Source organism: Actinoplanes sp. NPDC051470 (assembly GCF_040682035.1).
In the GTDB taxonomy this organism is placed as follows: Bacteria; Actinomycetota; Actinomycetes; order Mycobacteriales; family Micromonosporaceae; genus Actinoplanes.
In genome coordinates, this window is sequence record NZ_JBFBAA010000046.1 from 38,838 (window position 1) to 51,643 (window position 12,806).

General features: G+C 66.0%; 10 protein-coding genes, 1 tRNA gene and 2 pseudogenes. 11 read left to right on the plus strand and 2 right to left on the minus strand.

Going from position 1 to position 12,806, the window contains the following annotated elements; all coding sequences use genetic code 11:
- Window positions 1–25: 25 nt before the first annotated feature.
- From AB0M54_RS44200 to AB0M54_RS44230, 7 genes are all read left to right on the plus strand, one after another.
- Window positions 26–102 (plus strand) — tRNA-Pro (locus AB0M54_RS44200).
- 167 nt (window positions 103–269) lie between these two features.
- Entirely contained in the window at window positions 270–1,400 is a 1,131-nt protein-coding gene (locus AB0M54_RS44205; RefSeq protein ID WP_364478628.1) for a tyrosine-type recombinase/integrase, read from the plus strand.
- 211 nt (window positions 1,401–1,611) lie between these two features.
- Window positions 1,612–1,836: a helix-turn-helix domain-containing protein gene (locus AB0M54_RS44210; protein ID WP_364478631.1), complete on the plus strand. Its 225-nt coding sequence runs from the start codon at window positions 1,612–1,614 to the stop codon at window positions 1,834–1,836.
- Window positions 1,837–1,949: 113 nt separating this feature from the next.
- The gene (locus AB0M54_RS44215; protein WP_364478634.1) at window positions 1,950–2,567 is read left to right on the plus strand and encodes a hypothetical protein; all 618 of its coding nucleotides are present in this window, start codon (window positions 1,950–1,952) and stop codon (window positions 2,565–2,567) included.
- A 303-nt stretch (window positions 2,568–2,870) separates the two neighbouring features.
- Window positions 2,871–3,416 (plus strand): hypothetical protein, encoded by a 546-nt coding sequence (locus AB0M54_RS44220; protein ID WP_364478637.1) that lies wholly within the window; start codon window positions 2,871–2,873, stop codon window positions 3,414–3,416.
- A gap of 354 nt (window positions 3,417–3,770) precedes the next feature.
- Window positions 3,771–4,763 (plus strand): GIY-YIG nuclease family protein, encoded by a 993-nt coding sequence (locus tag AB0M54_RS44225; RefSeq protein WP_364478639.1) that lies wholly within the window; start codon window positions 3,771–3,773, stop codon window positions 4,761–4,763.
- Between the two features lie 1,557 nt (window positions 4,764–6,320).
- Window positions 6,321–7,217 carry a hypothetical protein gene (locus AB0M54_RS44230; RefSeq protein ID WP_364478642.1) on the plus strand — a complete coding sequence of 299 codons (897 nt, stop codon included), beginning with the start codon at window positions 6,321–6,323 and terminating at the stop codon, window positions 7,215–7,217.
- A gap of 218 nt (window positions 7,218–7,435) precedes the next feature.
- Here the strand turns inward: AB0M54_RS44230 and AB0M54_RS44235 are convergent, their stop codons facing one another.
- Window positions 7,436–8,116: a FadR/GntR family transcriptional regulator gene (locus tag AB0M54_RS44235; protein WP_364478645.1), complete on the minus strand. Its 681-nt coding sequence runs from the start codon at window positions 8,114–8,116 to the stop codon at window positions 7,436–7,438.
- A gap of 141 nt (window positions 8,117–8,257) precedes the next feature.
- Between AB0M54_RS44235 and AB0M54_RS44240 the strand changes: the two genes are divergently transcribed.
- From AB0M54_RS44240 to AB0M54_RS44250, 3 genes are read left to right on the plus strand one after another with little or no spacing between them, the layout of a single operon-like run.
- On the plus strand, window positions 8,258–9,556 hold the full coding sequence (locus AB0M54_RS44240; protein ID WP_364478648.1) for an SLC13 family permease: 1,299 nt from the start codon (window positions 8,258–8,260) through the stop codon (window positions 9,554–9,556).
- On the plus strand, window positions 9,550–10,971 hold the full coding sequence (locus tag AB0M54_RS44245; protein WP_364478653.1) for an acyl-CoA synthetase: 1,422 nt from the start codon (window positions 9,550–9,552) through the stop codon (window positions 10,969–10,971). Before AB0M54_RS44240 ends, AB0M54_RS44245 begins: the two co-directional genes overlap by 7 nt.
- Before the next feature lie 25 nt (window positions 10,972–10,996).
- Entirely contained in the window at window positions 10,997–12,319 is a 1,323-nt protein-coding gene (locus tag AB0M54_RS44250; RefSeq protein ID WP_364478651.1) for a carboxyl transferase domain-containing protein, read from the plus strand.
- Window positions 12,320–12,343: 24 nt separating this feature from the next.
- Here AB0M54_RS44250 and AB0M54_RS44255 read toward each other — a convergent pair.
- A pseudogene (locus tag AB0M54_RS44255) lies at window positions 12,344–12,592 on the minus strand (recombinase family protein); the annotation flags it as partial.
- Between the two features lie 32 nt (window positions 12,593–12,624).
- Here AB0M54_RS44255 and AB0M54_RS44260 point away from each other — a divergent pair.
- Window positions 12,625–12,806 (plus strand): annotated as a pseudogene (locus AB0M54_RS44260) (5,10-methylene tetrahydromethanopterin reductase); the annotation flags it as partial.

The following is a 12,806-nucleotide window of genomic DNA, read 5'->3' on the forward strand; positions in this document are numbered from 1 at the left end:
TGCCGCGTCCGGTAGGGCGTGGTTGCGGGCTGTAGCGCAGCTTGGTAGCGCACTTGACTGGGGGTCAAGGGGTCGCAGGTTCAAATCCTGTCAGCCCGACCAGCTTTTTGAAGCCGTTGGCAAGGACGAAGGTCCTGGTCAGCGGCTTTTTTCATTGATCGGCATCGCGCTCCCAAGATCGCTCTAGTGGATCTTGTGGTCACGGGCGTGGTCACAGACGGGCCTACCGTGGATGAGGTCAGCTCCGCTCTGTGACCACGGGAGGTCCGATGACCGTCGGCTCGTACACCCTCGCCAACAACAAGACCCTCTGGTTCTTCGTCATCGACTTACCCGTCGGCGACGACGGAAAACGCCGCCAGTACAAGCGCCGAGGCTTCCCCACCAAGACGATTGCGGAGACAGCGGAAACCGAAGCACGCCACGCCTACGGCGAAGCCAGCATCAACGTTGACGGCAGCGTCGCCGCCGAACTTCAAGGCTGGCTGGCCGAGCGCGAACTCGACATCCAGGAAACAACGCTGGACAACTACCGGAACCTGTTCCGCATGTACGTGATCCCGCACATCGGCGGCCGGCAGCTCTACAGCATCGACAAGCGCGTCATCCACGACATGTACAAGACGCTGCTGCGCGAGGGCGGGAACCGCAAGAAACCGCTGTCGCCGACCACCGTGCGTACTGTGCACCGGGTCATCATGAAGGCGTTCAAGGATCTCGGCATCAATCTCGACGGGGTCCGGCAGCCGCGGCCGGCCGAACGGGAGAATCACGGGCGCAAAGGGGTCTGGACGCCGGGCGAGTCCAAGGCGTTCCTCAAGTTCCACCGTGAGGCACGCCTGTATGCGGCGTGGGCGCTCGCGGTGGTCGCCGGGACCCGCCGCGGTGAGATCGCCGGGCTGAGATGGGCCAAGGTCGACCTGGACCGGGGAATCGTCTACATCCACATCCAGCGCACCATTTGCGGGAACAAGGTCATCGAGAAATCTCCGAAGGGCAAGAGTCGCCGGCCGATCGCTATCGGCCCGGCCATGGTGAAAGTGCTGCGTGAGCACAAAGCCCGCCAGGACGCGGAGAAGGCGGAGGCGGGGATCCTCTACCGCGACCGTGACTACGTCTTCCCGCGCGAGGACGGTGAGCCGTACTACCCGCGCTACTACACCGACCAGTGGGAAGACGCCTGCATGGCCGCAGGCGTTCCGGTCATCGTGTTGCACGACGCCCGGCACACCTCGGCGACGGCCGGCGCGGATGCCGGTGTGCCGGAGCACGTGATGCAGAAACGCCTCGGCCACGCGGATGCGCGCACAACCCGTGAGGTCTACACCCACGTCCTGCCGGAAAGCGAGCGCAGGGCGGCAGAGTTGATGGACTCCGCATTGGGGGACGACGCGGGTTAGCGGCGTTTGGTTGAAGCCCACGGTCGTTGGCGGCGCCGCTGGCCACCGTGTGGGTCGCGGCCTGAGGGTCCACGGATCGGAGACGTCGCGCTGCGCCCCGGCGCGTCATGACCCGTCACCCCCTGGCATCTATGACTGGCGTCCGCGTCGTGGTGCGCTTGACGTGGCGCCGATCGCTGCGGCGGTTGGCGGCACGGCGGGAGGAGAAAGCATGGCCAAGCGAGTCTGGACGGTCGACGAAGTGCGCCGCCTTGGCATGGCAACGGACATCGAGACCGCCGCCTCGATCCTGCGGATAGGACGGACCACCGCCTACAAACTGGTCGGCGAAGGAGACTTCCCCGTGCCGGTCCTACGGGTGGGCAAACGCTATGTCATTGCGGTCGAGAACCTGCTGACGCTCCTGGGCGTCGAAAACTCCGAGGGGGACCAATGAATGCCGAGACGAGCTCAACAGAACCTGGTCGTCAGCCCGTTGAGCCCGCAGGGCGGGCCGCACCGACAGCTCGTGAGCAACCCGCCACGACTGATGGACCTGGTGAGGGTGAAGTGGTCGACTGGTCGGCCCCGGTCGCCGGTCACGCGGCGTCGGTTCGCGCATTTGACCTGGCGGTGTTCGCGGCGGGCGACGGGGGAGCCGGCAGCGACAGCGCTGTTCTCGCTGCCGGGGCCCTTGCTGTGGCAGGCACGATGCTTGTCGACGAGCTGATCGAAGACATCGTGACCCTCGCGCAGCGAAACCCGGCCGACCGAGCCGGCGTGGACGGGCTCCTGACGCTGGGGGAACTACCGCCTCAGTTCGCCAACCATTACGACAGCCGCTTCACACGCAAGTTCCTGATCGCCGCGGTCGCCGTCACCGGCCGGCTCTCTGAACCCCAGTGGAACTCGCCGGCCAGCGTCGCCGAAGCCCTCGCCATGCATCTCGTCGTACGCCGCGCCGAAGGACTTCTGGTCGACCACGGATGCGTCGACGAGCAGCAGGCACGGGACCTGTACTCCACATTCGAAGAAGTAGCGTTCGAGGACCTGGATCACGAGTGGCTCTACCGAGTTACCCGGACTACCGCACCCGAAGGCTCGCGACCCACACCCTTCGACGCTGTACTGCGGTCGTGGTTCGAACCGACATCAGAGCTGCCGGTCCACCCCTTCGTTTACGCCTGAGCTCGGCTGAACAGTAGAAGCGCCGAGCGCGCCGAGGAAGTCTCCGCTGCGCTCGCGTTCGGCCGGGCGTCATTGACATGACGCCGGACGTGGCCCGACGGCGCCGTCTTGGCCTCGGCCATCAGGCGAGACGGGATCTCGTCCCTACTACGACGAGCAACGCAATGCGCATTATCTGCGGCAAATGAGTGCGTGCCGAGATCAACGTACTTCTACACGTAACCCGATCGAGGTTGCTGTCGAGCTGGTTTAACGTGAAGTGCGTACACTCGCGCAGTACGGCGGGCGATACTTGGTGACGTCATGGACGTCGAAGCCGCGATCGCGGCGCTGCGTAAAGTAGCGATCGATCAGCTAGTGGGACATCACGTCGGGTCCGACAGACTTATCCAACTCGGGCTCGACGCCTTGCTTTCGGGAGTCGATTGTCCTTCACTTCCTCTACTTGCGGGGTTGAACCGCGCGGAAGAACCGGATTCGCAGGAGCTGTTCAGACAGGTAATGGCTGAGCTGAGATTGATTCCGGACGACCTGCCTACCTTACCGATACCTCGAGCATGGGCGCTGGTGCGGTGGTGGGCGCAGCTGATCGTCGACGGAGTATTGGATGTGCGCAGTGGCGGTCACTACATCTACTGGTACGGCTGGTCCGAAATCCCGTACGACCAGTCCGAGCCACTGCAACCATTGATCTCCAGCATCGTGCAACACCAAGACACGGCCGAGTACTGGGCGACCTGGGACACCGGCTACACGAGCCGGGTGCTCGACGCCCAGACCAAGGTCGTCGACGAAGCAAGAACTTTCGTTCAAGCCTGGCCGGCGAGTGAACCAAGATCTGGTCGATGACGCAGACCCAGTAGAAGCTGACTACCTCGTTCGATGACCGCCGTGCGGCACCGGCATGGGGGGCGTACCGCACCGACCGCTGTTGGCATCAGACCAAGTACGGCTGTCCACCGGCGGCCGCGCACACTCGGCGGCAGGAGAGCGGGCGCGGGCTTGACGCGGGTCTCAGCGGTCCACTGACCTCGCTGGCTGCCGCTACGGTGCGGCAGACCGTTCGACCGCGCCTTGTCAGCGGCAAATCAGCGCGTCGACCTGGGCGCAGCATACAGATTATTCGCAGAGTTAGCGCACGAGTTCGATGCTTCGCTTAGCATGGCAGCGGTAGTATAGGTTTCCACTGCGGAGGAAGTTCAGGTGCCGAGTCGCGAGCCGGGACGATCAATTCGAATATTCCTTATCGATCGAACACCTACCGGTAGGAGACTTTCCGGTCTGTCTCAGTGGACAGGCGGCAGTTTCGATTTCGCCCGATCTGATTACAATAAAGCCCGAACGCAGACCGAGCTAAAGCGTACTGGGGTATATATCCTGGTTGGCCCGAACGAGGGGGACGGCAAGGAAACTAGGATTTATATAGGAGAGTCGAATGTCATCCGCGTACGGATAGACAAGCATCACATCGAAAAAGATTTTTGGAGCCGCGCATTTGTCTTCACGTCGAACGCTGAGTCCTTAAACAAGGCCCACGTTCTCTATTTAGAGGCTCGACTTCTGGAACTCGCTCGCGCGGCTGGCGTTGCAGCAATAGACAACGATACCGAACCTGAGGCGGAAGGGCGTCTTAGTGAGCCCGAACAGGCTGACATGGACGCCTACCTGAACGAGATGCTCGTACTGCTGCCGGTCCTTGGTCTGTCCGTATTCGAGGCTCCTGCAGCGCAGACCTTCGGAGCAGACCGAACTAGTACTGGTGGATCGACCACCTCTGCCCGCAAGTACGAACTCCAGGCGGGTGCAGCGCAAGCTGTTGGCTACGATGGCCCTAGCGGATTCTTGGTGACGAAGGGAGCCAGCGGCCCAACCGCTCAAAAAGTCATGTCGCCGTCATATTCGACGCTACGCGCCCGGCTCGTTGAGACCAAGGTTCTTCAGCCGCAAGGCGAAAACTATATCTTGGGCGAAGACTATCTTTTCGGAAGCCCTTCTGCGGCAGCGTCTGTGATCGCGGGAAGAAGTCTAAGCGGGAATGTTTCATGGAAAGACGAGCAGGGCCTAACCCTTGGCCAGAATCGTTCAGCGACGGCGACTGAGCCAATTGTGGGTTCGGTTGACGAAGTCGATGAAGATGCGCTGTTCGGCGACATTGACCTAAAGCCAGATGCGCCAGTTGACGATCCCGCTAAATAGATATTATGGAATCCATCATCGATCGATTTATTGTGTGTTTCCAACCGCTATCTATCGATTGCGCAACGCAGTCGGGTAGCCCCGGCGCATTGCTGCGCCGAGGCCCCCTCAGAACCGTACGTGTCACTCGTCGCGACATACGGCTCAAGCAAGCCCGATGGCGGCTTGGGCTGTGCGGTGTACCTGGCAGTCGGCCAGCCCACCTGCCCGTGTCGCCGTGACGATCCCGTCCCGTATCCGCCGTGCGTCGTCCTGGTGGAGACGTCAGCTGGTGGCGTCTCCGTCGTGGACTACGTCCCCGGGTCTGTTCACCCATTACAGGTGTCTAACTTGTCCCTCGGTTCCGGTGGTGCCGGTGCTTCGTCGTCACAGGCTCACCTGCCCACGTCAGCCTGCTTTCACAGCCGGGCACCAAGCCCGGTATCCGGCTGGTTATACGAGAAACGACCGGGTTGAAGGACCGGTCACCACGTTCCTCGTCTTCCGGTTTCCTTTCGGCTGCCGGCGTTCGCTTCTTGGGCATCCTGTTCCCGCCCAGGAGTTGGGCCTTCCTCACGGTCGGCTTACCACCACCAGACGGTGGTGGACCTAGACGGGGTTTCCACGTTTCCCACGCGTGAGCTACGGCCGGGTCGGGTGCCCTCTTGACCCCGGAGGTGACGGTGTCCACACAGCCATCGAAGAGTCCGCGGCTGCCGTCTGCCGACTTTCAGCGGCCAGCCTCTTTGTCTCCCCGGTCTTAACAGGCCGTCCCGGAGAGTTGCCGTGACGAGGCATCAACGAGGGTTCACCATATTCACCCTTTCGGCCTTCCCCTCACCTGTGGTCCCCGGACGGTACGGCAACCCTTGGGCTTTTCCCTGAGCTTCGCACCCGGCAATTACTCGCCACGCACGTCAGGGCGGGGACCGGTCGCGGACACTGACCGGGAACTACGTTCCGGGCATATACCCGACCTCCAATCAACGCAGCTCACTCACCGCGAGCGACATCGTGTCGCACCTCATCTCGGCAGATCCGTAAAGCGCGCTGCCCCGCGCATCTGCATCCATTGCCATCGCGCGCCGTCATCCCGGCTCTTGGGGTACCCTGCTCGAGGTGGGCCTGATTTGGTCGGCTTGAGCCGCGCCGAGTTCGCCTTGGGGAGGCAACCACTCCCGGTGCCCGCGCGTCGGGGGTCGTGATCCGTCCCGAGCTTCTACCGCAGGACCGAGTACGCTCCTGCCAAGCCACCTGCTCCTGAGCCGGCGCCGCAGCTGCGCACCACACTGACAGTGTGGGGGTCGAACTTCTGCTTCGTTACGCATCGTAGTTTCAGGCGGGCCACTTGCCCGCACCGAAGATCGGTGTCTTTGGTAATTCCCATTCTCTTCGACGTTCTTGCGGATACCAAACACTTGACTGGGCGGCTTCAGGATGGGTTCCTAGGATGCCCACAGTTTGCGAACGTGATCGCTGCTGTCCGCCCTCGGACAACCTTGTAGGCCGACCGGCGAGGAGCCGGATTATGCTGCGCCGATGGGTCAGCGAGGACGTCGGTTCACGATCAGAGCCGAAGTGACCGTCGAGGTGGCTGACGCGGCGGTTCTGCAGGAGGCGGCGTTAAGTCGTGTAGCTGAAGGCACGTTCGTGGCGAACGGAGACCGTGGCCCTGACGAGGTCCTTGCCGCTGAGCGCGAAGACGTACGTGGCGATACCGCAGCTGCTCTTAGCTGGGTGACGGATGCAGACGCGGTTGTCGAGACTGGGGTAGGCGTCGAGGTCGTCGGTTCTCACCTATCCATCGCCGAAGGCGACGGTGGCGCCGGCGGTGATTCCAGCGGACATCCTGACTTCGGGAGACTTTTTCCCGTGTGCCGGTGTGCGGTAGACGATTGTGAGGCGTGTTCTGGCTTCCAGGTGTCGCCGCGCACGGCGGCGGTGTTGTGGTCGGTCACGCAGTTGCATGCCGACTTCGCCTACGACGATGTCACGCAGTACGGCGATGCCCGGGTGTTTGAGGACGGGGGATGGGTGGCGTTCGCCGATTATCCCCGGATCACGTGGGGTCAGGATGCCATCTGGCGCCGGCAGGCTGCTCGTGCTTTCGACGACTTGGCCGCCGATCTTGCCGTTGGGCGGTGGCCGTTGCCGACGTGCCCGGGGGAGGAGATGGCGGTACATCTGATGTTTCGTTCCGCCGACGGTGCGGCGCGCGACGGGTGGGGGACACCTGCGCATGTCCTGGCCGCGCTGCCGGAGCACGGCGTCGACTACGACTGGGAATCTCTGTTTGACGTGTTGCTGCAGGACGACGACATCTTGCGGTTGTTCGATGGGCAGTTGGACGGCATCGAGGATCCGGAGTCGGAGGCCAATCGGAGCGCTGGCATGGGGGACTACCGCCCGGAGGCGTGGTTCCGGCCGTTCCTCAACGCGACACCGCGTGACAGCCGGCGCGGGTTCCGGCGTTAATCACCCAGCCCCGTTGCCATCGGCGGCCGTCCTTGCCGTCATGGAAATCGCCGACAACAGTTTGGGCAGTGGTACGAGAGGGCTTCTCGCTGGCGGCGGCCGGGAATCACGTACTTCGGCCGTGACGTCCTATCTGGCTTCACCCGCGGAATTCGCTGGGCTGGGCAAGGGGGCAACGTTCACCCTGCGCCACCGTAGGTGGCGCGGCCCGATTCGGCTCAGGCCTCTGGCTCCCAAGTCAGCAGCCGCACCTTCGCGACGGTGCGGACGTGTTTGCGCATGGCGGCGGCCGCCTTTTTCGGCTCGCCTGCGGCGATGGCCTCGTAGATGGCTGTGTGCTGGGCGAGCGAACGGGGCGGGCGGCCGGGCTGGCGCAGTGACTCGGTGCGGCTCTCGGTGATCTGGCCGGCGATCGACTTCATGAACTCCGCGAGCAACGAGCTGTGCGCGGCTGCCGTGACCGCGGCGTGGAACCGCCGGTCGCCCTCCATGCCGAAACCGCCCTCGGCGACCTCGTCGCGCATGAAGTCGAGTGCCTGCCGGATGTCCTCCAGTTCGTCCGCGGTGCGGCGTTCGGCGGCGAGTTCGGCGAGTTTTGTTTCCAGCGCCTCCCGCGCGTCCAGCACGTCCGGGAGCTGCTTGCGGCGTTCGACAAGCTGCTCGACCGGTTCCACGTCGAGGGTGCCGCGCACCAGGTAGGTCCCGCCGCCGTGGCGCGTTTCGATGAGGCCTTGGACCTCGAGCACCACGATCGCCTGTTTCACCGACGCGCGGCTCACCCCGAGGCTGGCGGCCAGATCGCGCTCGGCGGGCAGGCGGTCGCCCGCGCGCAGGCCCGCCTCCGCCACATGTGCGCGCAGGCGTTCCAGGACCTGCTCGTACAGGCGGGGCTTGACCACCGGCCGAAGTGCTTCTGACATCGGTCCAGCGTATCCCGTGAAGTGGCTCAGCCATTAGACCACCTCTTGACAGTTCCCGGGCCGCGGAGGGAAAGTGGCTGAGCCACTGCGCCACTGGGGTCCCAACGACGGGAGCGCCCGATGTCCCCCGAACTGATTTCGATACTCGTGCTGGTCGTGGTGTTCGTGATCGCCACGACCCGGTCGATCAACATGGGCGCGCTCGCGTTCGCCGCGGCCTTCGGTGTCGGCACGCTCGTCGCGGACATGGAGACCGACGACATCTTCGAGGGCTTCCCCGGCTCGTTGTTCGTCGTGCTGGTCGGCGTGACGTTCCTGTTCGCCATCGCGAGGGCCAACGGCACCACCGACTGGTTGGTACACATGGCGATCCGGCTGGTCGGTGGGCGGATCGCATTGATGCCGTGGGTGATGTTCGCGATCACCGGTGTGCTGACCGCGATCGGTGCGGTGAGCCCGGCGGCGGTCGCGATCGTCGCGCCGATCGCGATGGGCTTCGCCGCGAAATACAAGATCAGCCCGCTGCTGATGGGCGTGATGGTGGTGCACGGCGCGCAGGCGGGCGGGTTCTCCCCCATCAGCATTTACGGCACGATCGTCAACGGCATCGTCGCCGAGGAGGGCCTGCCGGGCAACGAGATCGTGCTGTTCCTGGCAAGCGCCGTGGTGAACCTGGCGATCGCGGTCGTGGTGTACGTGGTGCTCGGTGGCCTGAAACTGGCCAGGCGTCCCCTGGACGCGCCCGCGCTCGTCCGCACCGGCGGCGGCGGAGGCAACGGCGACGCGGCCGAGGCCGAGGCCGAGGCCGAGGAGCGCGTCACCCTGACCGCACCGCGCATCGCCACCCTGGCCGGCCTGGCCGCGCTGGTGGCGGCGACGCTGGTGTTCGACCTCGACGTCGGCCTCGCCGCCATCACGGTGGCGGTGCTGCTCAGCGTGGTGTGGCCGGAGCAGAGCAAGCAGGCGATCACCCAGATCACCTGGCCCACCGTGCTGCTGATCTGCGGCATCCTCACCTACGTCGGCGTGCTGCAGACGATGGGCACGATCAAGTGGGCGGGCAACTCCGTCGCCGATGTCGGCGCCCCGCTGATCGCCGCGCTGCTGATCTGCTACATCGGCGCCATCGTGTCCGCGTTCGCCTCGTCGGTCGGCATCATGGGCGCGCTCATCCCGCTCGCCGTGCCGTTCCTGCTGCGTGGTGACGTCAGCGCGGTCGGGCTGATCGCGGCGCTCGCGGTGTCGGCAACGGTGGTCGACGTGAGCCCGTTCTCCACCAACGGCGCGCTGGTGCTGGCCAGTGCACAGGACGTCGACCGCGACCGGTTCTTCAAGCAGCTCATGGTCTACGGCGGGATCGTGGTGGCGGCGGCGCCGCCGCTGGTGTGGCTCGCCCTTGTCGTCCCCGGAGGCTGGTGAGCGTCTTGCTTATCGCATCGCCTTCGAACCGCGTCGCGCTTCGCTTCGGCGATCGCACCCTCACCCACGCCGAGTTGGCATCCTGCGCGGGAGCCCTGGCACAGCAGTTGGCGGGGCTGCCTCGGGTGGCGGTTTGGGCGACGCCGTCCCTCGAGACGTGCGTGGCGGTCGTCGCCGCCTGGTTCGCCGGGGTGCCCGCCGTGCCGATCAACCCGAAAATCGGGGAACGGGAACTCGCGCACATCGTGGCGGACAGCGCGCCCGCCGGTGTGCTCGCGGCTCCCGGCACACGACTGCCGGAAGGCCTGCTGCCGGTGCCCCGCCGGGACGTCACGCTCGACCCCGGACGGGCCGAGCTGCTACCGGAGCCGGATGCCGGGGCACCCGCGTTGATCGTCTACACCTCGGGCACCACGGGAGCGCCGAAGGGCGTCGTGCTGCCGCGCCGAGCGATCATATCCACATTGGACGCAGTGGCGCAGGCATGGCAGTGGACCGGGGACGACGTGCTGGTGCACGCGTTGCCGTTGTTCCACGTGCACGGGCTCATCCTCGGCGTGCTCGGTCCGCTGCGCCGCGGAGGCACGCTGCACCACCTCGGCGGTTTCTCCACAGATCAGGTGGCACGGGCGCTCGCGGACGGGGGCACGATGCTGTTCGGCGTGCCGACGATGTACCACCGCATCGCGGACGAGGTGAACGGCAACCCGAAACTCGTCGCGGCGCTGCGGCAGGCACGGCTGCTCGTGTCGGGTTCGGCGGCGTTGCCGGCGACCGACCACGAGCGCATCGCCGCGGCGACCAGCCAACTGGTCGTGGAGCGGTACGGCATGACCGAGGCACTGATGAACACCAGCACCCGCGCGGACGGCGACCGCAAGCCCGGCTCGATCGGCGTCCCGCTGCCGGGAGTCGAGGTGCGGCTCGTCGACGACAGCGGTGTGCCGATCCAGGAATCCGGTGCGATAGGCGAGATCCAGGTACGCGGACCGAACCTCTTCACCGAGTACCTCAACCAGCCCGACGCCACAGCCGAGGCGTTCGTCGACGGCTGGTTCCGCACCGGGGACATCGGCATGCGCGACCCCGACAGCCACTACCGAATCGTCGGCCGCAAAGCCACCGACATCATCAAGAGCGGCGGATACAAGATCGGTGCGGGCGAGATCGAGAACGCGCTGCTGGAGCATCCGGGCGTAGCGGAAGCGGCGGTGACCGGCGAGCCGGACGACGACGTCGGTGAGCGGATCGTCGCCTGGGTCGTGCCGGTCGGCGCCGCGCCGGAGGAACGCGAGCTCGTCGACCACGTCGCACGACTACTCACCCCGCACAAGCGCCCCAGAATCGTCCGTTTCGTCGAATCCTTGCCGCGCAACGAGATGGGCAAGGTCGTGAAGCGAGCGCTCCGTGCGTGAGCCCGCACGCGCCATGATCAGTCGAGTGGCCAGGGCGTTCACCGAACTGCCCGATGCGAGTGAACCGCCCGCAGTGGACGGCCCGCTCGGCTGGCCCGGCTACGACGAGGCGCTGGCACGCGCGCGCGATCGCACCGGCGAACGCGAGTCGGTTGTCTGCGGTGTCGCCGACATCGGCGGTGTCACAGCCGTACTGGTGGCATTCGAATTCGGTTTCCTCGGCGGCTCGCTCGGCACCCGGACCGGCCGGCGGATCGAGCAGGCGTTCACCAGGGCGCGCGAGCTCACCGTGCCGGTGGTGTCGTTGATCGCGACCGGCGGCAGCCGGATGCAGGAGGGCACGCCGGCGCTGACCCAGCTGCAACGCATCGCCCGTCAGCTCGCTCTCACCCGTGACGCAGGGCTTCCGCACATCGCAGTGCTGCGCGACCCGGCGACCGGCGGTGGCTGGGCCACGCTCGGCGCCGGCGCGGACGTCATCATCGGGCTGAACGGAGCGCAGGTCGGCTTCGCCGGATCGCGGGTGCGTCCACCCGGGTACACCGTCGCGGAGCAATTCGCTGCGGGGCAGGTCGACCAGGTCGTATCCCACCTTGAGTTGAGGGGCCGGCTGGAGCGCTGGCTGCGGCTGCTGACAACGCCCTCGGCAGCGCCCGCATTCGTGCCGGGTGCGCTGGGCTCGGCGACGCTGCCCGAGACCGGCTGGGATGCCGTACGACGCGCGCGCGCACCCGATCGTCCGCGCGCGCAGGCGTACCTCGACGAGTGTTTCGACTGGCGCGAATCGATCAGCGGTGACCGGTGCGGCGGCGTCGACCCCGGAGTGCTCTGCGGGTTCGGCCATCGTGACGGCGTCACCGTCGCCTATGCCGCGCAATGCGGAACGGTGACGCGGCCCGCCGGGTTCCGCACGGCGGCACGGCTGGTCCGCCTGGCCGACAGAATGGGCATCCCCGTGCTGACCCTGGTCGACACGCCGGGCGCGGCCAACGACCCGGAAGCCGAGCAGACCGCCGCGGGCGCCGCCATCGCGGACATGTTCACCGCGATCGCGTCAGCCGCCATGCCGGTCACCACAATGCTGATCGGCGAGGGCGGCTCCGGCGGTGCCCTCGCGTTCGCCGCCCCGGGCCGGATGTGGGTCACGCCGGACAGCTACTTCGCGGTGATCTCACCCGAGGCGGCCACGGCCATCCTCAAGCGGCCGCCGTCCGAGGTGCGGGCGACCACCGAGCGATTGCGGCTGCGGCCTCAGGACCTGGTGGAGCTCGGCATCGCGCGGGGAATCGCCGAGAGCGCAGATCTCGATCGCCATCCGCGCGACACCTCGGGATCTGCCCGGCAGTGAGAGCGCCGGAACGCGGGAGCCGCGGGAGGTCTCCCACATGCACACCATTTCGCACTGCCGGGCGCGGATGTGCTCCAGGAGGGCCAGGTAGTCGGGGCGGGCTCGCTTCGCGTAGCGGCTCGCCGAAAAGTCGGGGTCGACGAACACCCGACCCGGACCCACCTCAAGATCGGCGCAGTCGGCCCGCCACGCACGCTCCTGCCGCTCGACAGGCTTCCCGCCATCGGCGGACGACTTCCTCGCGTACAGGTCGGCAAGCACGTTACGCAGCATAGATGACGCAACCCGGGCAATGCAGACCTGGGCAGGCCGCCTACTACGGCGAAGGCTTCTTCGCCAACCACATCTTCTGGCCGGCCTCGCACACCCAGCGCATGGTGGGCCTCTACCGTGAGCGCTGGGCGCACTACGGCCACGGCGACCCCGACCAGGCCATCGTCGGGCTCGGCGGCCAGGTGTTCATGCGGAGGAACAGCCAGGACGCGGT